This window comes from Mycolicibacterium aubagnense (genome assembly GCF_010730955.1).
In the GTDB taxonomy this organism is placed as follows: Bacteria; Actinomycetota; Actinomycetes; order Mycobacteriales; family Mycobacteriaceae; genus Mycobacterium; species Mycobacterium aubagnense.
This window is the reverse complement of the sequence record NZ_AP022577.1, coordinates 2,009,611-2,029,637: the sequence shown is the minus strand read 5'-3', so window position 1 is coordinate 2,029,637 and position 20,027 is coordinate 2,009,611. Positions and strand designations below refer to the sequence as shown.

The following is a 20,027-nucleotide window of genomic DNA, read 5'->3' as shown; positions in this document are numbered from 1 at the left end:
ATCTGACCGCCCGCGCCAGTCATTAATGTTGACCTGACATACCAACCACGACAACGCCTCGTCCGTAACGCTGGAGAATGCGCCCACGATGACATTTTCGGGAGATGGTCTCGATGCTGTCGTTGCTGATGCAGTTGCCGGCAATCGTGATGCGCTCCGCAAGGTGTTGGAAACCATCCGCCCGATCGTCGTTCGGTACTGCCGCGCGCGGTTCGGGGTCGGTGAACGACAGGGTGTTTCCTCAGACGATGTGGCTCAGGAGGTGTGTTTAGCTGTGATCACGGCGCTGCCGCGGTACAAAGACCAGGGACGGCCGTTCCTGGCTTTTGTGTACGGCATTGCCGCTCACAAGGTTGCTGACGCGCATCGTGCCGCCGGCCGCAACCGGGCTGAAGCCACCGATGATCTGCCGGACCGCCCGTCGAACGAACTGGGTCCGGAGCAGTTGGCCATCGATGCCGACGCGGCTGCCCGGATGAACCGGTTGCTGGCGGTGCTCCCCGAGAAGCAGCGCGAAATCCTGATTCTGCGCGTCGTCGTCGGCATGAGCGCCGAAGAGACGGCCGAGGCCGTGGGCAGCACTGCCGGCGCGGTCCGGGTGGCTCAGCATCGGGCGCTGGCCAGGTTGAAGGCCGAGATCGGTTCGACGGAGCGTGGCCATGCCTGACTCCGGACACTGGTCTCCCAATGGCGGCGATCCCTCGCTCAACGAGATTCGACGGGTCGACCGATTCTTCGACGCGCTCGCCGCCGACCAGCACGCGTACTCGACGGATTCCACCGAAGCCGAGCTCGCGTTCCTGTTCGCCGACTGGCGCGACAGTATCCGCGAACCCGCGGTGACGACACCCGTCACGGCCCGCGACGCAGTGGCGGCCCTTCAGAATGGGTTGCACCGCAAGGAATACCGGACCTCGCTGACGATCGTCGGGTCCGTCGCCGCGGCGCTGTTGTGCCTCGGCGGCTTCGGGACCGCGATCTACGCCGCCGGACCGAACTCCTCGCTGTACGGCCTGCACACTGCGATGTTCGGCACCGAGAAGGCCAGCCGCGATGACCAGGTGATGCTGGCCGCGCAGACCGAGATGCAACAGGTGCAGCAGCTGATCGACAACGGTCAGTGGCAGCAGGCGCAGGACAAGTTGCAAGCCCTGGGTCCGACGGTGCAGAGTGTCGACGCCCCGGAACACAAGCAGCAGCTGATCCAGCAGTGGAATGCCTTGACCTACAAGGTGGTTGAGCAGAACCCGGCGGCCACCTTGCCGCCGCCGGGGGAGCCGTTGCCGGTCCTGCCGTCGTCGCCGCTGACCCTGTTGCCGGTTCCGGTGGTCGAGACGACGTCGACTACTTCGAGCACGACGTCCACGTCGACGTCCACCTCGTCGTCGGACGCGACCTCGTCGACAACCTCGACATCGATCACGACGACGACCTCGACATCGACCACTGCGTCGACGTCGTCCTCGGATACAACCACCAGCGCGACGTCCTCGACCGAGCCAACGAGTTCCACGTCGGCGACACCGTCGAGCAGCTCGACGGTCACGTCGACATCGGCTGCCTCGACATCGGCATCAACGGCGACGGCCACTTCTGCGCCGTCGTCGGTGCCGTCCTCGAGTGAGCCCGTCGTCACCAACCCGGCCACGGCGTCGCCCACACCCACGGCCACCGTTGCGCCCTCGCCGACGCAGAACCCGGCGCCCGCGCAGACCGTCACCACCGTCGCCCCGACTGTCACATCGCCCTCGGTGACCACACCGGCGCAGACGGCATCGGTTGTCCCGTCGACCAAGGAAACGCAGCAGCCGGAGCCGACGCGGGAGCGGTCAGTCACGACCACAACGGACGCGCCGTCGGGGTCGGGGTCGGGGTCGGGGTCGGGGCGCGGGCAGCACTGATTCCGGCGGCATGTGCCCTGGCCGTCGAGTGTTTGAGTCTGTGGTGGCGGTGCTGCTGACCCGATCGATTACGCCCTCAGCGCAATATCAACCGCAGAAGTGCTGAAGGTGATGTCCGGCACGTCAACAGAAAGAATCAGCGGTAGCCGTCGTGCTCGGAGGTCGCCTCGTTGAGTGACGCATCGGCGTAGCCGCGGCAGTAGTCCCACGTGACGTACGCGTCGGGCTCGGGATCGTAGGCAGGCTCGTGGGGGCGGACGGTGCCGTCGACCAACAGCTGCAGCAGGTTCGCCCGCAGCATGTCCCAGTCGTGGTAGTGGTCCTGCTGGCATTCGTCGCAACAGACGACGAGACCGCGAATGCCCTTGTGCGCCAAGAGTGTTTCGTACACCGCCAGATCGGCGAGGTCGGCCTCGACGGCCATGCGTTCCTGCGGGTCCAGAGGTTGTCCGGGCTCCAGCGCGTCCAGTACGGCCGACGGGTCCATGGGATCGTCGGCGAACGGGTCGGGTGGCAAGCCCGGCGGCAGGTGGTCACGCACAGCTCCACCCTACTTATCACCCCTGGCGATGCGCCAGCCGTTACCCCGGCGAGCCGCCGGATAGTGGGGTTCGGTGCACACAGTCTGGGCCGATAGGATGGCTTTTTAGTTCCACGACTGTGTCTGCCCTGGAGGCCCCACCCATGTCGATCGCTGAAAGCAGCGTTCCCATCTCCGTTCCGGTGCCGACCGGCGGTGACGATCCGACCAAGGTCGCGATGCTCGGGCTGACCTTCGACGATGTCCTGCTGCTGCCCGCGGCGTCCGACATCATCCCGGCCACCGCCGACACGTCCAGCCAGTTGACGCGCAACATCCGGCTGCGGGTGCCGCTGGTCAGCTCGGCCATGGACACCGTCACCGAATCGCGCATGGCCATCGCGATGGCTCGCGCCGGTGGCATGGGTGTGCTGCACCGCAATCTGCCGCTCAGTGAGCAGGCCGCCCAGGTCGAGACCGTCAAACGGTCCGAGGCCGGCATGGTCACCGATCCGGTCACGTGCTCGCCGAGCAACACGCTGGCCGAGGTCGACGCCATGTGCGCCCGCTTCCGCATCTCCGGCCTGCCCGTCGTGGACACGGCGGGGCAGCTCGTCGGGATCATCACCAACCGCGACATGCGCTTCGAGGTCGACCAGGACAAAGCCGTCGCCGAGGTGATGACCAAGGCTCCGCTGATCACCGCGCAGGAGGGCGTCTCCGCCGAGGCCGCGCTGGGCCTGCTGCGCCGGCACAAGATCGAGAAGCTGCCGATCGTCGACGGACACGGCAAGCTCACCGGACTGATCACCGTCAAGGACTTCGTCAAGACCGAGCAGTTCCCGCTGGCCACCAAGGACAGCGACGGCCGTCTGCTGGTCGGTGCCGCCGTCGGCGTGGGTGACGACGCGTGGACCCGCGCCATGACGCTGGCCGACGCCGGCGTCGACGTGCTGATCGTGGACACCGCGCACGCCCATAACCGCGGTGTGCTGGACATGGTGGCCCGTCTCAAGAAGGCCGTCGGCGAGAAGATCGAAGTCGTCGGCGGAAACGTCGCCACCCGGTCCGCTGCCGCCGCGCTGTGCGAGGCCGGTGCCGACGCGGTCAAGGTGGGTGTCGGCCCCGGCTCCATCTGCACCACCCGAGTGATCGCCGGTGTCGGCGCTCCGCAGATCACGGCGATCCTCGAGGCGACCGCCGCGTGCCGGCCCTACGGCGTCCCGGTAATCGCCGACGGCGGTCTGCAGTACTCGGGCGACATCGCGAAGGCGCTGGCCGCCGGCGCTTCGACCGCGATGCTCGGATCCCTGCTGGCCGGTACCGCCGAATCGCCCGGCGACCTGATCTTCGTCAACGGGAAGCAGTTCAAGAGCTACCGCGGCATGGGATCGCTGGGCGCCATGCAGGGCCGCGGTCAGGGCAAGTCCTACTCCAAGGACCGCTACTTCCAGGACGACGTGCTGTCCGAAGACAAGCTGGTGCCGGAGGGCATCGAGGGCCGGGTGCCGTTCCGCGGTCCGTTGTCCACGGTGATCCACCAGCTCACCGGTGGTCTGCGGGCCGCCATGGGCTACACCGGCTCGGCCACCATCGAACAACTGCAGCAGGCGCAGTTCGTGCAGATCACCGCGGCGGGCTTGAAGGAAAGCCACCCGCATGACATCACGATGACCGTCGAAGCACCGAACTATTCCTCGCGCTAACTGACAGGGAAGTCAAAAACACATGCGTGACATGGTTGAAATCGGCATGGGCCGGACCGCTCGTCGTACCTACGAACTCGACGACATCAACATCGTGCCGTCCCGGCGCACCCGCTCGAGCCAGGACGTGTCCACGGCCTGGCAGCTGGACGCCTACCGGTTCGAGATTCCGGTCCTGGCGCACCCGACCGACTCCCTGGTGTCGCCCGAGTTCGCCATCGAGATGGGCCGCCTCGGCGGCCTCGGCGTGCTCAACGGTGAAGGCCTGATCGGCCGGCACCGCAACGTGGAGGACAAGCTTGCCGAGGTGGTCGAGCTGGCGGAAAAAGAAGGCGACCCGGACCTCGCATCCAGGGAGGCCGTCCGGCTGCTGCAGCAGCTCCACGCGGCCCCTCTGGACCCGGAGCTGCTCGGTGCCGCCGTGGCACGCGTCCGCGAAGCCGGTGTCACCACCGCGGTGCGCGTCAGCCCGCAGAACGCCCAGGCCCTGACCCCGACGCTGGTCGCGGCCGGGATCGACCTGCTGGTCATCCAGGGCACCATCATCTCGGCCGAGCGCGTTGCCTCCGACGGCGAGCCGCTCAACCTCAAGACCTTCATCTCCGAGCTCGACGTCCCCGTGGTGGCCGGTGGCGTACTCGACCACCGCACCGCGCTGCACCTGATGCGCACCGGCGCGGCCGGCGTCATCGTCGGCTACGGCTCGACCTACGGCGCGACGACCAGCGACGAGGTGCTGGGCATCAGCGTGCCGATGGCCACCGCGATCGCCGACGCTGCCGCCGCGCGCCGCGAGTACCTCGACGAGACCGGCGGCCGCTACGTGCACGTGCTGGCCGACGGTGACATCCACACGTCGGGCGACCTGGCCAAGGCCATCGCCTGCGGCGCTGACGCGGTCCTGCTGGGCACGCCGTTGGCGGCGGCCGCCGAGGCGCCTGGTGACGGCTGGTTCTGGCCGGCGGCCGCGGCGCACCCGTCGCTGCCGCGCGGAGCCCTGCTGCGGGTCGCGCTGGGCGAGCGTCCGTCGCTCGATCAGGTGCTGAACGGTCCGTCCGACGACCCCTTCGGTTCGGTCAACCTGGTCGGCGGTCTGCGTCGGTCGATGGCGAAGGCCGGGTACTGCGACCTCAAGGAGTTCCAGAAGGTGGGGCTCACCGTCGGTAGCTAGTACCGGCGGTAGCGAGTTAGGCATACCTTGGTAGCTGGTTACCGAGCGGTAGGTCCATACTTCTGCCATGGAGCCTGACTACGACGTCTTGATCATCGGCTCGGGTTTCGGAGGCAGCGTGAGCGCCCTCCGGCTCACCGAGAAGGGGTACCGCGTTGGAGTGTTGGAAGCCGGCCCCCGGTATTCCGACGCCGACTTCGCCAAGACCTCGTGGGACCTGCGAAAGTTCTTGTGGGCGCCCAAGTTCGGCATGTACGGCATCCAGCGGATCCACCTGCTGCGCAACGTGATGATCCTGGCCGGCGCGGGCGTCGGCGGTGGTTCCTTGAACTACGCCAACACCCTCTACATCCCGCCGGACCCGTTCTTCAACGACCCGCAGTGGAAAGACATCACCGACTGGCGCGCTGAGCTGATGCCGCACTACGAGCAGGCGCAGCGCATGCTCGGCGTGGTCAAGAATCCGACGTTCACGGACGCGGACAAGATCATCAAAGAGGTCGCCGAGGACATGGGCTGCGCGGACACCTTCGTCGCGACGCCCGTCGGCGTGTTCTTCGGGCCCGACGGTGAGAAGGCCCCGGGCAAGACGGTGCCGGACCCCTACTTCGGCGGGGCGGGCCCGGCCCGCACCGGCTGCATCGAGTGCGGCGAGTGCATGACCGGTTGCCGGCACGGCGCCAAGAACACGTTGGTGAAGAACTACCTCGGCCTCGCGGAAAAGGCCGGGGCGCAAGTACATCCGCTGACGACGGTGACCAGCTTCGAACAGCGCGGCGACGGGCTGTGGGAGGTGGCGACCCGACGCACCAACGGACGCGTGCGGCGTGGCAAGCGGACCTTCACCGCCAAGTACCTGATCGTCGCGGCCGGCACGTACAACACCCAGAAGCTGCTGTTCAAGGTGCGCGACACCGGACGCCTCACCAAGCTCTCGGACAAGCTCGGGGTGCTGACCCGCACCAACTCCGAGTCGATCGTGGGCGCGCAGACCCGCGAAGTGCCGACGGACATGGACCTGACGCACGGCGTGGCCATCACCTCGTCGATCCACCCCACGCCGGACACCCACATCGAACCCGTGCGGTACGGCAAGGGCTCCAACGCGATGGGCATGCTGCAGACCCTCATGACGGACGGCGCCGGCCCGCAGGGCACCGACGTGCCGCGGTGGAAGCAGTTCCTCAATCAGGCCGGCGAGGACCCGCGTGAGCTGATCCGGCTGCTCAACCCGCAGCACTGGAGCGAGCGGACCGTGATCGCGCTGGTCATGCAGCACCTGGACAACTCGATCACCACGTTCACCAAGCGCGGGCCGGCTGGTTTCCGGATCATGTCGTCGAAGCAGGGCCATGGTGAGCCCAACCCGACCTGGATCCCGGTCGGTAACGAGGCGACCCGGCGGATGGCCGAGAAGGTCGGCGGTATTGCCGGCGGCACCTGGGGCGAGCTGTTCAACATCCCGCTGACCGCCCACTTCCTGGGCGGCGCGGCGATCGGTGACAGCGCGGCGACCGGCGTCATCGACCCGTACCACCGCGTCTACAACTACCCGACGCTGTTCGTCACCGACGGTGCCGCGATCTCGGCGAATCTCGGTGTGAACCCGTCGCTTTCGATCGCGGCACAGGCCGAGCGGGCGGCGTCGCTGTGGCCGAACAAGGGGCAGGACGACGCGCGCCCGGCCCAGGGCGAGCCGTACCGGCGGATTGAGCCGGTGGCTCCGGACCGTCCGGTCGTGCCGGCCGACGCCCCCGGCGCACTGCGCCGGTTGCCGATCACCCCGGTCTGACGGCTCAGGCGGTGTGCAAACGCCGGTGAGTAGGTGCCCGCCCGGGCGGTTGCGGCGGCGGCGGCAGCCGCGTCTCGCGGACCTGCCATGGCTCGACGGGAAATGGGTCCTGGGTGATCATCGTCGGCCTACAGCAGGTCGGCCAGGTCGGTGACCACGACGTCGGCTCCGCTGTCGCGCAGCTGCGCGGCTTGATCGGCCCTGTCCACGCCGACGACGTAACCGAACCGGCCGTTTCGTCCCGCTTCGACGCCGGCTAACGCGTCCTCGAACACCGCGGCCGCCGCCGGTTCGACACCCAACAGTTGTGCCGCCCTCAGGTATGAGTCCGGTGCGGGTTTACCCGCGAGGTGCTCGTCCCGCAGGGTCAGCCCGTCGACCCGCTGCTGGACGAACTGAGACAGCCCGGTGGCGTCCAGCACCTGACGGGTGTTGGCGCTCGACGACACGACGGCGACGCCGAGACCGGCGGCGGTAACCGCCTCCACATATCGCCGAGACCCGCTGAACACCTCGATACCTTCGTCGTGCAGCACCTTCTGGAACATCTGGTTCTTGCGGTTGCCCAGGCCGGCCACCGTCTCGGCGTCCGGCGGGTCGTCCGGGTTGCCGTCCGGGAGGTCGATGCCACGGCTGCGCAGAAACGACCGGACGCCATCGGCACGCGGCTTGCCGTCCACGTACCGCAGGTAGTCGTCGTGACTGTCGAACGGGACGAAGTGTTCGCCGCTATGTTCGGCGCGTTGCCGCAGGTAGGCGTCGAACATCGCCTTCCAGGCCTTCTTGTGCACGCCCGCGGTGTCGGTCAGGACACCGTCGAGGTCGAACAGGCAGGCGTGTACGCCTTCGGGGAGACCCAGCATGGTTGCTCTTTCGGTCGGGAGTGGTCCTGCTGTGTCCTTTCCTGCTTTTCGGCCCGGCTATTCGTCGACGTTACGCCGCGCTGATGACGCGGCTCGGTGCCCCGTATACGTCCACCGGGACGTCACCGGTCAGCGTGACGCGGTGCATCACCCGGTGCTGGCCGTCGTAGTCGTCGACGGCGCGGTGCTGGGTGGCCCGGTTGTCCCACATCGCGACGTCGCCGGGCTGCCAGTCCCAGCGAACAGTGTTCTCGGTCATGGTGATTCGGCGCTGCAGCAGTTCCAGCAGGGCGGCCGATTCGTAGCTGTCCAGACCGACGAAGCCGCGCACGAACTGTCCGGCGACCAGAGCGCGTTCGCCGGTTTCCGGGTGGACCCGTACGACCGGGTGCTCGGTCCGGAAGTCTGGCTTCTGGAACTCGGCCTGGTAGCCCTTTTGCTCGTCGGTCAGGTGCGTCGTATCCACGGTGACGTCCTTGAGGTAGTCGAAGCGGTTGGAGTGCACCGCCCGCAGGTTCTCGACCAGCGCCTTGAGCGGCGCGGGCAGTCCGTCGTACGCCGCGACGGTGGAGGCCCAGAGGGTGGAACCGCCATAGGTGGGCAGGGTGACCGCGCGCAGGACCGACGCCGAGGGGTAGTCGGGCATGAATGTGACGTCGGTGTGCCAGCGGTTGGCCTTGCCGTAGTCCGAGTCGATCGGGGTGATCTTCGGTGCCCCGGCGCGCTTCATCGCGTGATGGCCGACCAGATTGCCCATCAACTCACCGAACGCCTGCTGCTGGGTGTCGTCGAGGTGGTCCTGGCCGCGGAAGAAGACGACCTTGTGCTCCAGCAGCGCGGCGCGAATCTCGGCGATGGTCCCTGGCGACAGGTCGCCGCCCAGTCGTGCGCCATCGACGACGGCACCGATCTTGCTGGTCAGTTTGGTGACGGTGAGCGCGGAGGTCATCAGGGTCCCTTTCCGGAGATCGACACTGTAGTCAGTTGACTACAGTGTGTGGACGCTAGTGTAGCCACATGACTACGGGTGTGCCAGTGGGCCGTGACGAAGTCGTCGCTGCGGTGCTCGAGGCTGCCTCCGAGCTGTTCGCCGCCCGCGGACCTGCGGCGACGTCGATCCGGGACATCGCCGCCAAGTCCAACGTCAACCACGGGCTGGTCTTCCGGCACCTCGGCTCCAAAGAAAAGCTGGTCGGAGCGGTGCTGGACCATCTCGGCCGGCGACTCAGGGAACTGATCGAGGCCGAGGCTCCGGCCGATGTGATCGACGCCGCGCTGGATCAACAGCTGCGCGTGATCGCCCGGGCCGAGCTCGACGGCTACCCGGTGGGGGAGTTGCAGACCACATTTCCCAACATGACGCGGCTGCTCGACGAATTCCTGCCCCGGTACGCCGACGAGAACCAGGCCCGGCTCGCGGTGGGCAACATCATTGCGCTGCAACTGGGTTGGCGACTGCTCGGGTCATTCTTGCGGCCGGCGCTGGGGCTTGGCGAGATGACCGACGACGAGGTTCGTGCCGCCGTGGGCGCGGCGGCCGAGCGGCTGGCTGAGCCCCCGGACGTCCACCACTAGACTGGGCGGGTGCAAACACCAGCTTCGCAGCCCGTCCTGGTCATCGATTTCGGCGCGCAGTACGCGCAGCTGATCGCCCGCCGGGTCCGGGAGGCGCGGGTTTTCTCCGAGGTCCTGCCGCACACCGCGACCGTCGAGGACATCAAGGCCAAGAACCCGCAGGCCATCGTGCTGTCCGGTGGCCCGTCCAGCGTCTACGACGAGGGCGCTCCGCAACTGGACGCGGCGATCTTCGACCTCGGGGTCCCGGTGTTCGGCATCTGCTACGGATTCCAGGCCATGGCCCAGGCGCTCGGCGGCACCGTGGCGCACACCGGCACCAGTGAATACGGCCGAACCGAGCTGAAAGTGTCTGGCGGAGAATTACATTCAGGGCTGCCCGACACGCAGCCGGTATGGATGAGCCATGGTGACGCGGTCACCGCGGCGCCCGCCGGGTTCGATGTGGTGGCCAGCACCCCCGGCGCTCCGGTCGCCGCATTCGAGGACCGGGCCCGCAAGCTGGCCGGCGTCCAGTACCACCCCGAGGTGCTGCACTCCCCGCACGGCCAGCAGGTGCTCAGCCGGTTCCTGCACGACTTCGCCGGTATCGGCGCAACCTGGACGGCTGCCAACATCGCCGACCAGCTCGTCGAACAGGTCCGCGAGCAGATCGGCGATGGCCAGGCCATCTGCGGACTGTCCGGTGGCGTCGACTCGGCGGTGGCCGCCGCTCTGGTGCAGCGCGCGATCGGCGACCGACTGACCTGTGTGTTCGTCGACCACGGCCTGCTGCGCGCCGGCGAGCGCGAACAGGTCGAGCGTGACTTCGTCGCCGCTACCGGCGCCAAGCTGGTCACCGTCGACGAGGCCGACCGTTTCCTCGACGCACTCTCCGGGGTGACCAACCCTGAAGGCAAGCGCAAGATCATCGGGCGCGAGTTCATCCGCGCGTTCGAGGGTGCGGTGCGCGACACCCTGGGATCGAGCGAGTCGGAGATCGAGTTCCTGGTACAGGGCACGCTCTACCCGGACGTCGTGGAATCCGGCGGCGGCACCGGTGCCGCCAACATCAAGAGCCACCACAACGTCGGCGGACTGCCTGAGGATCTGAAGTTCAAACTCGTCGAGCCGCTACGGCTGCTGTTCAAGGACGAGGTGCGGGCCGTCGGTCGCGAACTTGGCCTGCCCGAGGAAATCGTTGGGCGGCAGCCGTTCCCGGGCCCCGGCCTGGGCATCCGGATCGTCGGAGAGGTGACGGGTCCCCGGCTGGACACGCTGCGCCGTGCCGACTCGATCGCCCGCGAGGAGCTGACCGCCGCCGGCCAGGACCAGACCATCTGGCAGTGCCCGGTGGTGTTGCTGGCCGATGTGCGGTCGGTCGGTGTGCAGGGCGACGGGCGGACCTACGGGCATCCGATCGTGCTGCGTCCGGTGTCCAGCGAGGACGCCATGACCGCCGACTGGACTCGGGTTCCTTACGAAGTGCTGGAACGTATTTCGACCCGCATCACCAACGAGGTGCCCGAGGTCAACCGCGTGGTGCTGGACATCACCAGCAAGCCGCCGGGCACCATCGAGTGGGAGTGAGGCCCTAGCTCTATCGGGTTGATGACCTTCGTCCCTTTCAGAGTGGTTCTCGGTGACGGAACCATGAAGAGGCATTGCTTGGTGTCCGTGCCGATGGCACTGAGAGCAACACAGGACGTAGAGGTGTTCCGATGGGTCAAATTGCTGAGTCTGCTTGTGCGGCAAGTGGATTTCGACGCTACACGCCGAAGGCCGTCGCGGCCGCTGGCGCGATCGTCGCGCTAGGCGTTCTTACTACTGCTTGCGGCGGCAACCAGTCCCCGCCGGGCAACACCACGTCCACGACGACGACCACCACCACCACCACCTCGTCGCCCGCCTCCGTGTCGCCGACCCAGAAGTCGATCAACCCGTCGGGACCGAATTCCTTTACCCCGTCGGTGTTGGCGCCGCCGCCGCAAACGGCGCAGCCCGGGGTGCATCACAACTTCTGATCTCCAGTCGGGTTGGGACTTTTGGCCCTCCCCTGACCGCCCAACCGGTCAATAGCGTTCGTGGCAGCGCGATGCAGAAAGGTTGGTGGCGGTGGTGCAATTGGATAACGGCCCAGGCCGCAGCGGTCGTCCGGTTGTCGGTGGGCTCTCATGACGGCAGAAGCGCCTCCGGTCGCACAACTTCAGGCCCGCCGGCCCTTCCCGGAGCGGATGGGACCCAAGGGCAACCTGATCTACAAGCTGGTCACCACCACCGATCACAAGCTGATCGGCATCATGTACTGCGTCGCCTGCTTCATCTTCTTCTTCATCGGCGGCCTGATGGCCCTGTTCATCCGCGCCGAACTGGCACTTCCCGGATTGCAGTTCCTGTCCAACGAGCAGTACAACCAGATGTTCACCATGCACGGCACGGCGATGCTGCTGTTCTACGCCACCCCGATCGTGTTCGGCTTCGCGAACCTGGTGCTGCCGCTGCAGATCGGCGCGCCTGACGTGGCGTTCCCGCGCCTGAACGCGCTGTCCTTCTGGCTCTTCGTTTTCGGCGCCCTGATCGCGTTGTCCGGGTTCATCACCCCCACTGGTGCCGCCGACTTCGGCTGGACCGCCTACACCCCGCTATCGGATGCGATCCACTCACCTGGCGTCGGTGGCGACCTCTGGATTCTCGGTGTGGCGGTCGGTGGTCTGGGCACCATCCTCGGTGCGGTCAACATGATCACCACCGTGGTCTGCATGCGCTGCCCGGGTATGACGATGTTCCGGATGCCGATCTTCACCTGGAACATCCTGGTGACCTCGATCCTGGTGTTGATGGTGTTCCCGCTGCTGACCGCCGCGCTGTTCGGTCTGGCCGCTGACCGCCGCCTGGGCGCGCACATCTACGACGCGGCCAACGGCGGCATGATCCTTTACCAACACTTGTTCTGGTTCTTCGGGCACCCTGAGGTGTACATCATCGCGCTGCCGTTCTTCGGCATCGTGTCGGAGATCATCCCGGTGTTCTCCCGCAAGCCGATCTTCGGTTACACCACGCTGATCTTCGCCACGATGAGCATTGCCGCCCTGTCGGTGGCCGTGTGGGCGCACCACATGTACGCCACCGGCGCCGTGCTGCTGCCGTTCTTCTCCTTCATGACGTTCCTGATCGCGGTTCCGACCGGCATCAAGTTCTTCAACTGGATCGGCACCATGTGGAAGGGGCAGTTGACGTTTGAGACCCCGATGCTGTTTACCGCAGGCTTCCTGGTCACGTTCCTGCTCGGTGGTCTGTCCGGTGTGCTGCTGGCCAGCCCGCCGCTGGACTTCCACGTGACCGACTCGTATTTCGTTGTGGCGCATTTCCACTACGTGCTCTTCGGCACCATCGTGTTCGCCACGTATGCGGGCATCTACTTCTGGTTCCCGAAGATGACGGGCCGGCTGCTCGACGAGCGCCTGGGCAAGCTGCACTTCTGGCTGACCTTCATCGGCTTCCACACCACCTTCCTGGTGCAGCACTGGCTGGGTAATTCGGGCATGCCGCGTCGGTACGCCGACTACCTGCCCACCGACGGCTTCACCACGCTGAATATCGTTTCGACGATCGGTGCCTTCATCCTGGGCGTGTCCACGCTGCCGTTCGTGTGGAACGTCTTCAAGAGCTGGCGTTACGGTGAGCCCGTCATGGTCGACGACCCGTGGGGCCACGGCAACTCCCTGGAGTGGGCCACCAGCTGCCCGCCGCCGCGGCACAACTTCACCGAGCTGCCCCGGATCCGTTCGGAGCGCCCGGCGTTCGAGCTGCACTACCCGCACATGGTCGAGCGGATGCGCGCCGAAGCGCATATCGGTCGGCGCCACAAGACCGATGAACCTGAGACGGTCAGCGCGGCGGGTCCCCGCGCCAGCTGAAGCTGTTGACGTACTGGCCCATGTCGAGGGCCAGTTGCAGGCCGACCGCGGACGGTTTCCCGGATCCGAAGTCCGGCCCGAACGGGTGGTACGGCCCCGTCGCCGCGGCGATCAGTGCCAGGTCGTTCTTGACGGCGACCAGCACGAGCAGTCGCATCCGGGCGAATCGGCGGCTTGCGCCCTGGGGATACCAGTCGGCGACGAAGCCGTAGCCCGACTGGTATCCGACCATGGCGTTCGGGATCTCGTAGGCGGTCTTGGCATCCGGGTAGGACGAGGTGATCAGTTCGGCCGCAATGTCTTTCGGCTTCCGTCCGGCCGCGGGTCGACTGAACAGCTGGAGCATCCCACCGTCGCCGGCCAGTAGCTTCGCCAGGACGCCGCGGTCGTCCTTGGTCACCTCGTACGCCGATCCGGCTGCCGGGTAGGCGACGCTGAACGAACCATCGGGTGCGGTGAACCGGGGATTGATGGTCACCGGTTGGCCCATGGGCGGGTGCCCGCATTCGGGCGGACACACATAGCGCACCGCCGGTTTCTCGAGCAGCCCCGATACCCCGACCAGGAGTGCGGCCACCACCACGGCGACCAGGACGAAGATGAGCGTCACCTGAACACGTTTGGTGGTCCGGGTCGGTGCTGCCGAGTAGGAAGTCGCATGCAGCGAATAGCCGGGGAGCAGTCCGACACCCATGCTGTCGGCGGGGACCGGACGGTCGCTGCGCTGGCCACGGCGCGCGGCCCGCGACGACGCGCGGGTGGCGGCACCGCAGGCCGCGCAGAACGGGGCGTCGGGCACCACGTGGCCGCATTGGGTGCACAGCAGCGGCTCGTCCATGTTGTAGTCGTCGTGTGCTTCGTGGAGAAGCGCGAGGTGTAGCCCGACGCGTAACGCCAGCAGCGCGATGCCGGTGAGCGCCAGATACATGGCCAGCTGCACCACCTGCGGTAGCTGGACCATGTCGATGAGGCCGAGCAGCGCATAGACCACGGCGACGATCACCGCGATGAGGGTCAACGTCAGCCGGACGTAGCCGCGGTGTTGGTGTGCCTTGTTCGGCGGCCGGGTGAACCACAGTGCCGCACCGATCAGACCGCCGACGGTGGCCGCGATGATCGGGGTGGCCAGGCCGCGGATTCCGGCCTCGACCAACAGGCCCAGCATTGGGCGGTCGCGGTTGACCATGCCCGTGTCGAACTGCGGGGCCAGCCGGGTCAGGGTCGCCGCCGCGGTGAAATAGATGGCAGCGTGGGCGCCGATGGCGTAGCCGTGCAGGGTTTCTCGATGGCCGGGCCGGAGCAGCCGGATCGTCAGCGTGGGCACCTGCATGAGCAACAGGCCACCGAGCGTGACGCCGACGCCGGTACGCAGCATGCGAGCCGCCGCAATGCCCGCGCCCAGCGGGATGCCGTAGGACCGGGCGGCCGCGGCTCCGGTGAGCAGAGCCCAACCGACGCCGAGAGCGACGGCGAGGCCGGCGGTCAGCCACAGGTTGCCGCGTGGTGCGTCTCGGTTGAATTCGGATTCCCGCAGATAGATTCCGAAGATCACGGGCAGCCCGAGGACCGCGACCGCGACCAGCGCGCCGGGTAGGCGGAGCAGCGCGGTTGCGACCAGCGCCAGTACCAGAGCGATGAGCCCGATCATGAACGATGTGCGTGATCGCGGGGACAGGTGCGGGAACAGCGAGCTGGTGATCGACAGGCGAAGCAAATGCTGTCCGGGTGCGGCGCTGAACGACCGTGCCCGCAACCAGTGCGGCCCGTCGTGGCGGTGTTCGCTGAGCGGTGCGCCGCACAGGCCGCAGTACTCGCCGGCCGGGACGTCCAGCTGGCAGACCTCGCACTCCATCATCGGCCGGTCTTCGAGCTGCGTGCTCATTGCGTCACCTTCTGCAGCAGCAACAGGTCGGCCGCCAGGTTCTCCAGGTTCGGCGTGCCGAGGCCGCTCACCAGGTCGTAGCCCGGGCCCGCGGTGTCAACGGCGTTGCCGCCCAAGGTGATATCGCGGAACGCCGGGTGTGGAGCACCGGTGGCGATGCGATACAGCAGTGGATTGAGTGCGCCGACCGGCCGCCCTCCGTTCGCGATGAGGTGCTGATTCATGATGGCGGTCAGCCCAGCCCAGATCGGGGCGGCCTGTGAGGTGCCGCCGCCGACGACAACCTCTTTGCCGACAACGATTTTCACGCCGGTGTAGGGGTCGGCGACGGCCGAGATGTCCGGCGTCATGCGCTTGCCGGCACTGCGTTTCGGGTCGACCTGTGTCGCCGCGGCCGCCTGCCAGCGCGGCTGATCGAACAGGGCGGAGACGCCACCGCCGGTGCCCTGGGAGAGCGGCACGTTGAACCAGGCCTGTTCGTCCACCCATTGGCCGTCGGCGTCGGTGGACAGGGTGCTGCCGCCGACGTTGGTCATCTCGGGCAGTGACGCCACCGAATCCAGGCCGACATCGCCTGAGCCTGGCGGCGAATCCCAGTCATCGCCGCCTTTGCATTCCAGTCCGGCCAGGTCGCCGCTGGCGTCAAAGGCCGTGGTGCCGTGTGCTTCCGCGGTGGCCAACGCCGAGCGGACGGGCGCGAGGTCGGCGGCGGTGGCCAGCTTGTCACAACCCCAGCCGATCGACAGGCTCCAGATGGCGCCGGGGAAGTCGCGGTCGGTCTGCTCGAACATCTCGCCGATCTTCAGATAGGCACCTTCGCCGGTGACGGTGGGACGGGCGTTGACGACGACCAGCTTGGCGTCGGGTGCGACGGCATGGATCACCTCGAGGTCCATGGTGGTCTCGCCGTGGTCCTCGCCGAGCTTCCCGCCGACGAGGATCGGCGTGAATGTGGGTAGGCCGAAGGTGGTGGCGAACTTGTCCAGGTCGGCCTGGTCGTAGCCGTTGAAGGCGAAGACCACCACGGTGGTGCCCTTACCGGTGTAGCCGGCGGCGGCCATTTTGTCGGCGCGGTAGGCGCTGAGCAGGTGGCTCGGGGTCAGGCCGCGTTCGGGCACCCCGAGCGGCCGGGGCGGCGGGGTGGATTCGTGATGCGGCGTGTAGCTGAGGATCCGGCCCAATTCGGCGACCGTGCCGTGCAATTCGGTGGGAAGCCGGGGCTGTTGTGGTGCGGCGTAGAACTCCTGCCCGCGCCGGCCGCGGTAGTCGTGCACCTGGACGCCGAAGGCGGTGCCCATGGGGCCGGGATCGCCTTCGATGACGGCCCAGTTGTCACCCGGCCGCCATTGGACCGAAAGCCGTTGCAGATCAGCCCAATTGATCAGTGCATCCGGCCGATCATCGGCATCGAGCGTGGCGGTGAGCCGGACGCGTTGCGGACGCGCGAGTCCGAGATCGGTCGATGAGGCCAGCAGCGACGCGAACGGACCGTCGATGGTGCCTGACGGTTGGTCTGACGCCGCGTTCTGCCGGCCCGGGATGGGCAGGGTGAAGACCAGAGCCAGGGCGGCGACAAGGGGCAGGGCCAACAGCCATCGCTGTGACGGTGTCCGAGTCCGCGGTGGCATATAGCAACGGTAGCGCTAACCCGGATTCTGCTGGGCCGGTAGGCAACCCGGGTCGGTTGTCAGTTGCGGTGGGTGCCCGGTGTGGCGGTAGGCGCCGGGTTGGCGGTGACCGACGGCGTGAACAGGTTGCCGCCGTTGGGGTTGATCGACTTTTCGGTCGGGGTGACCGCCGATGTCGTCGTGGTCGCCGATGTCGTCGTGGTCGTCGTGGTGGTGGTCGACGACGGCGTCTCGGGGGCTTTCTTTTCTCCGCCACAGCCGGCGGTGAGGCCGATCATGGCGATGAGTGCGGTGCCGCCGGCGGCGGCGGTGACACGGTGGACCAGGCGGGATGAGCGCATGTCGGTGTCCCTTCAACTGACGCGGTGGTCCACCAGACCCCGGTGATGAGTTCTGGGGGCGGAACTTCGGATCGGTTCCAGATTCGAGCGTACCGCCTGGATGCGCCGGTGGCAGGTGGGTGGTGCGCCTCGCGGCTTGACCGTGTCGGTGGGTGGGTGTTTACTCACGATATCGAACAAATATTCGAATTGAGCAAGTGTCTGGTGGTGTTGGAGGTGTTGTTGTGGCGGTTGTGACCAGTCTGGCGAATAGTCGGATTGACCGCGCTGACCAGCTGGAACAGCTCCGGCGCAAGATCGCCGAGATGTCTGGACCAGCAGGTTTGCGGAGCCGGGACCGCGGCCGGTCGGAGCCGGCCCCGAAGGCGGTTGAAAGTTTGCTGGAACCGGCGGATTTCCAGTCTGATCTGCTGCCTGAGGTGTTGCCCCGTGGCACCGTCGCAGTGCTCTCGGGTGCCCGGTCGTTGCCGCTGCGGATGGTGGCTGCGGTGACGGCGTCCGGCGGATATACGGCCATCGTCGGTCAGCCCAAGGTCGGGCTGCTGGCCGCGGTGGAGATGGGAGCCGATCTGGAGCGCATCGCGCTCATCCCGGATCCGGGGCCGGACCCGGTGGAGGTGGCCGCGGTGCTCATGGACGGGCTCGAGCTGGTGCTGCTCGGCCTGGGCGGCAAGTCCGTTCCGGCCGGGCGGGCCCGGGTGGTGGCGTCCCGGGCCCGGCAGCGCGAGTGCACCCTGCTGGTCACCGATGGTGATTGGCCGGGGGCGACAGCGCGGCTGGAGGCCAGGGTCCGCGGGTATGAGGTGGTCGGCGCGGGAGCCGGGGACCCGGTGCCGGGGTGCGGGCGGATCGGCCGGGTGCGGCTGGACACGCGGGCCCGGGGCCGCTCGATGCGTCCGCTCCGAGCGGTGGGTGGGTGAGATGTCCCGGGTGCTGGCCATCTGGTGTATGGACTGGCCCGCGGTGGCGGCGGCAGTAGCCGCCGGACTGCCGGTGACCGAACCGGTGGCGGTCACTCTGGCGAACCGGGTGGCGGCCTGTTCGGCGTCGGCACGGGCGTCAGGGGTGCGAAGGGGATTGCGGCGCAGGGAGGCTCAGGCCCGCTGCCCGCAATTGCACGTCGCCACAGCCGATCCGGCGCGGGACGCCCGTCATTTCGAGGGGGTGACGGCTGCGGTCGATGAGGTGGTGCCGCGCGCGGAGGTACTGCGGCCGGGGCTGCTGGTGTTGACGGTGCGTGGGGTGGCCCGGTATTTCGGGTCTGAGCAGACCGCGGCCGAGCGGTTGGTCGACGCGGTGGGTGCGGCCGGGGTCGAATGTCAGGTGGGTATCGCCGACCAGTTGCCCACCGCGGTGTTCGCCGCCCGGGCGGGACGGATCCTCGCGCCGGGGGAGGATGCGCAATTTCTCGCCGGGCTGTCCATCCGGCAGTTGGCCACCGAGCCGAGCCTGTCCGGTGACGGCCGGGAAGAGCTGTCGGACTTGTTGTGGCGCATGGGTATTCGAACCATCGGGCAGTTCGCCGCGCTGTCCCGGACCGACGTGGCGTCCCGGTTCGGTACCGACGCGGTGGTCGCACACCGGTTCGCCCGGGGCGAGCCGGCCCGTCGACCGGCAGGCCCGGAGACGCCGTCGGATCTCGATGCGGTGATGGACTGCGACCCGCCCATCGACCGGGTGGACGCGGCGGCGTTCGCCGGACGCTCGTTGGCGGGCCGGTTGCACCGCAGCCTGGAGTCCGCCGGGGTGGGTTGCACCCGGTTGGCCATCGATGCGGTGACCGCCAATGGCGAAGAATTACAACGGGTTTGGCGGTGCGCCGAACCGCTGACCGAGGACGCCACCGCGGACCGGGTGCGGTGGCAACTGGACGGCTGGTTGACCAGGCGGGGGCTGGGCCGGGCAGGCCCCACTGCGCCCATCACGGTGCTGCGATTGCACCCCGTCGAAGTGGTCTCGGCCGCGGCGCTGCAGCTGCCGTTGTGGGGGTCCTCCGGCGATGACGACCGGATGCGGGCCCGGCGGGCGCTGGTGCGGGTCCAGGGCCTGCTGGGGCCGGAGGCGGTGCAGGTGCCGGTGCTCAGTGGTGGGCGGGGGCCGGCCGAGCGCATCACCCTTACCCCGCTGGGGGATGAGGTGGTGCCGCTGAATGATCCGACGCAACCCTGGCCGGGACGGCTACCGGAGCCGGCCCCGGTGGTCCTGCTGGATGATCCGGTGGAACTTGTTGATGCACGCGGTGATTCGGTTCGGGTCACGGACCGGGGCATGTTCTCCACGGATCCCGTGGGGCTGACGGGGTCGGGCTATCGCGGGGTGTTGCGCTGGTGGGCGGGACCGTGGTCGGTCGACGAACGCTGGTGGGATCCGGAGCGCGGGAAAGGCCGCACGGCTCGAGCTCAGGTGCTGCTCGGGGGTGATGAGGAGAGCCGTGCGCTGCTGCTGTGCTACCGGCAGCGGCGGTGGTATGTGGAGGGCGTCTACGAATAGGCGGCCCGGCGCTCGGGTCTAGGCGTCTGGTTACCCGAATCATGGCCGGCGTTGCCGTTTGAACCACTGGTTGTCTGATCCACTTCCTATGGCGAGTGTGCAGGCTTTCGCTGATATTTCGCAGATCCACCGCCAAAGCTGCACATTCGCCGTAGACCCATCAGGGGGTAGGTAGACAATCGAGCAGAACAACCCACCCGGCGACCGCCAGAAACGACAATCACCCAGCGACCGCCAGAAACGCCCGACGCAACCCGAACTG

General features: G+C 67.6%; 17 protein-coding genes. 11 read left to right on the top strand and 6 right to left on the bottom strand.

Translation table 11 applies throughout. From position 1 onward, the window contains the following. Positions 1-88: 88 nt before the first annotated feature. Together G6N59_RS09990 and G6N59_RS09985 are read left to right on the top strand one after the other, a co-directional pair. Positions 89-667, top strand: coding sequence for a sigma-70 family RNA polymerase sigma factor (locus G6N59_RS09990; RefSeq protein WP_138232032.1), 579 nt, complete (start codon positions 89-91; stop codon positions 665-667). Beyond that, positions 660-1,901 (top strand): anti-sigma-D factor RsdA, encoded by a 1,242-nt coding sequence (locus G6N59_RS09985; RefSeq protein WP_138232031.1) that lies wholly within the window; start codon positions 660-662, stop codon positions 1,899-1,901. Before G6N59_RS09990 ends, G6N59_RS09985 begins: the two co-directional genes overlap by 8 nt. Before the next feature lie 136 nt (positions 1,902-2,037). Here the strand turns inward: G6N59_RS09985 and G6N59_RS09980 are convergent, their stop codons facing one another. Beyond that, a complete protein-coding gene (locus G6N59_RS09980; protein ID WP_020102483.1) occupies positions 2,038-2,442 on the bottom strand; it encodes a DUF5319 domain-containing protein in 405 nt (134 codons plus the stop codon). Between the two features lie 143 nt (positions 2,443-2,585). Here G6N59_RS09980 and guaB point away from each other — a divergent pair, with 143 nt between their 5' ends. From guaB to G6N59_RS09965, 3 genes are all read left to right on the top strand, one after another. Continuing rightward, on the top strand, positions 2,586-4,127 hold the full coding sequence (gene guaB / locus G6N59_RS09975) for an IMP dehydrogenase (protein ID WP_138232030.1): 1,542 nt from the start codon (positions 2,586-2,588) through the stop codon (positions 4,125-4,127). A gap of 22 nt (positions 4,128-4,149) precedes the next feature. Then, positions 4,150-5,298 carry a GuaB3 family IMP dehydrogenase-related protein gene (locus G6N59_RS09970; protein WP_138232029.1) on the top strand — a complete coding sequence of 383 codons (1,149 nt, stop codon included), beginning with the start codon at positions 4,150-4,152 and terminating at the stop codon, positions 5,296-5,298. A gap of 67 nt (positions 5,299-5,365) precedes the next feature. After that, positions 5,366-7,090 carry a GMC family oxidoreductase gene (locus tag G6N59_RS09965; RefSeq protein ID WP_138232028.1) on the top strand — a complete coding sequence of 575 codons (1,725 nt, stop codon included), beginning with the start codon at positions 5,366-5,368 and terminating at the stop codon, positions 7,088-7,090. Between the two features lie 128 nt (positions 7,091-7,218). Here the strand turns inward: G6N59_RS09965 and G6N59_RS09960 are convergent, their stop codons facing one another. Both G6N59_RS09960 and G6N59_RS09955 read right to left on the bottom strand, forming a co-directional pair. Continuing rightward, on the bottom strand, positions 7,219-7,953 hold the full coding sequence (locus G6N59_RS09960; protein WP_138232027.1) for a beta-phosphoglucomutase family hydrolase: 735 nt from the start codon (positions 7,951-7,953) through the stop codon (positions 7,219-7,221). 70 nt (positions 7,954-8,023) lie between these two features. Next, on the bottom strand, positions 8,024-8,902 hold the full coding sequence (locus G6N59_RS09955; RefSeq protein WP_138232026.1) for a TauD/TfdA dioxygenase family protein: 879 nt from the start codon (positions 8,900-8,902) through the stop codon (positions 8,024-8,026). A 68-nt stretch (positions 8,903-8,970) separates the two neighbouring features. Between G6N59_RS09955 and G6N59_RS09950 the strand changes: the two genes are divergently transcribed. The 4 genes from G6N59_RS09950 (at position 8,971) to ctaD (ending at position 13,424) form a co-directional block, all read left to right on the top strand. Next, complete coding sequence (locus G6N59_RS09950) at positions 8,971-9,528, top strand: TetR/AcrR family transcriptional regulator (protein ID WP_170212440.1); 558 nt, start codon at positions 8,971-8,973, stop codon at positions 9,526-9,528. Between the two features lie 9 nt (positions 9,529-9,537). Next, a complete protein-coding gene (gene guaA, locus G6N59_RS09945) occupies positions 9,538-11,097 on the top strand; it encodes a glutamine-hydrolyzing GMP synthase (RefSeq protein ID WP_138232025.1) in 1,560 nt (519 codons plus the stop codon). A gap of 131 nt (positions 11,098-11,228) precedes the next feature. After that, a complete protein-coding gene (locus tag G6N59_RS30895; RefSeq protein WP_234884370.1) occupies positions 11,229-11,531 on the top strand; it encodes a hypothetical protein in 303 nt (100 codons plus the stop codon). Between the two features lie 150 nt (positions 11,532-11,681). After that, positions 11,682-13,424, top strand: coding sequence for an aa3-type cytochrome oxidase subunit I (gene ctaD, locus G6N59_RS09935; protein WP_163911202.1), 1,743 nt, complete (start codon positions 11,682-11,684; stop codon positions 13,422-13,424). Here the strand turns inward: ctaD and G6N59_RS09930 are convergent. The 3 genes from G6N59_RS09930 to G6N59_RS09920 are packed head-to-tail and all read right to left on the bottom strand — an operon-like array spanning position 13,396 to position 17,275. Continuing rightward, on the bottom strand, positions 13,396-15,306 hold the full coding sequence (locus tag G6N59_RS09930) for a zinc ribbon domain-containing protein (RefSeq protein ID WP_138232024.1): 1,911 nt from the start codon (positions 15,304-15,306) through the stop codon (positions 13,396-13,398). The two genes, ctaD and G6N59_RS09930, sit on opposite strands and share 29 nt — an antisense overlap. Next, complete coding sequence (locus G6N59_RS09925) at positions 15,303-16,934, bottom strand: S53 family peptidase (RefSeq protein ID WP_138232023.1); 1,632 nt, start codon at positions 16,932-16,934, stop codon at positions 15,303-15,305. Before G6N59_RS09925 ends, G6N59_RS09930 begins: the two co-directional genes overlap by 4 nt. Before the next feature lie 59 nt (positions 16,935-16,993). Beyond that, positions 16,994-17,275 carry a hypothetical protein gene (locus G6N59_RS09920; protein ID WP_138232022.1) on the bottom strand — a complete coding sequence of 94 codons (282 nt, stop codon included), beginning with the start codon at positions 17,273-17,275 and terminating at the stop codon, positions 16,994-16,996. A 224-nt stretch (positions 17,276-17,499) separates the two neighbouring features. Here G6N59_RS09920 and G6N59_RS09915 point away from each other — a divergent pair, with 224 nt between their 5' ends. Together G6N59_RS09915 and G6N59_RS09910 are read left to right on the top strand one after the other, a co-directional pair. After that, positions 17,500-18,195: a DnaE2-dependent mutagenesis accessory factor ImuA' gene (locus G6N59_RS09915; RefSeq protein ID WP_138232021.1), complete on the top strand. Its 696-nt coding sequence runs from the start codon at positions 17,500-17,502 to the stop codon at positions 18,193-18,195. Position 18,196: 1 nt separating this feature from the next. Next, positions 18,197-19,765, top strand: coding sequence for a DNA polymerase Y family protein (locus G6N59_RS09910; protein ID WP_163911198.1), 1,569 nt, complete (start codon positions 18,197-18,199; stop codon positions 19,763-19,765). The last annotated feature ends 262 nt before the right edge of the window (positions 19,766-20,027 follow it).

Excerpts from the sequence above, each read along its gene's own strand:
- G6N59_RS09990 (WP_138232032.1), top strand. The coding sequence starts at position 89 with ATGACATTTTCGGGAGATGGTCTCGATGCTGTCGTTGCTGATGCAGTT.
- G6N59_RS09910 (WP_163911198.1), top strand. The coding sequence starts at position 18,197 with ATGTCCCGGGTGCTGGCCATCTGGTGTATGGACTGGCCCGCGGTGGCG.
- G6N59_RS09985 (WP_138232031.1), top strand. The coding sequence starts at position 660 with ATGCCTGACTCCGGACACTGGTCTCCCAATGGCGGCGATCCCTCGCTC.
- G6N59_RS09960 (WP_138232027.1), bottom strand. The coding sequence starts at position 7,953 with ATGCTGGGTCTCCCCGAAGGCGTACACGCCTGCCTGTTCGACCTCGAC.
- G6N59_RS09925 (WP_138232023.1), bottom strand. The coding sequence starts at position 16,934 with ATGCCACCGCGGACTCGGACACCGTCACAGCGATGGCTGTTGGCCCTG.
- G6N59_RS09970 (WP_138232029.1), top strand. The coding sequence starts at position 4,150 with ATGCGTGACATGGTTGAAATCGGCATGGGCCGGACCGCTCGTCGTACC.
- ctaD (WP_163911202.1), top strand. The coding sequence starts at position 11,682 with ATGACGGCAGAAGCGCCTCCGGTCGCACAACTTCAGGCCCGCCGGCCC.
- G6N59_RS30895 (WP_234884370.1), top strand. The coding sequence starts at position 11,229 with ATGGGTCAAATTGCTGAGTCTGCTTGTGCGGCAAGTGGATTTCGACGC.
- G6N59_RS09930 (WP_138232024.1), bottom strand. The coding sequence starts at position 15,306 with ATGAGCACGCAGCTCGAAGACCGGCCGATGATGGAGTGCGAGGTCTGC.
- guaB (WP_138232030.1), top strand. The coding sequence starts at position 2,586 with ATGTCGATCGCTGAAAGCAGCGTTCCCATCTCCGTTCCGGTGCCGACC.
- G6N59_RS09955 (WP_138232026.1), bottom strand. The coding sequence starts at position 8,902 with ATGACCTCCGCGCTCACCGTCACCAAACTGACCAGCAAGATCGGTGCC.
- G6N59_RS09965 (WP_138232028.1), top strand. The coding sequence starts at position 5,366 with ATGGAGCCTGACTACGACGTCTTGATCATCGGCTCGGGTTTCGGAGGC.
- G6N59_RS09920 (WP_138232022.1), bottom strand. The coding sequence starts at position 17,275 with ATGCGCTCATCCCGCCTGGTCCACCGTGTCACCGCCGCCGCCGGCGGC.
- G6N59_RS09950 (WP_170212440.1), top strand. The coding sequence starts at position 8,971 with ATGACTACGGGTGTGCCAGTGGGCCGTGACGAAGTCGTCGCTGCGGTG.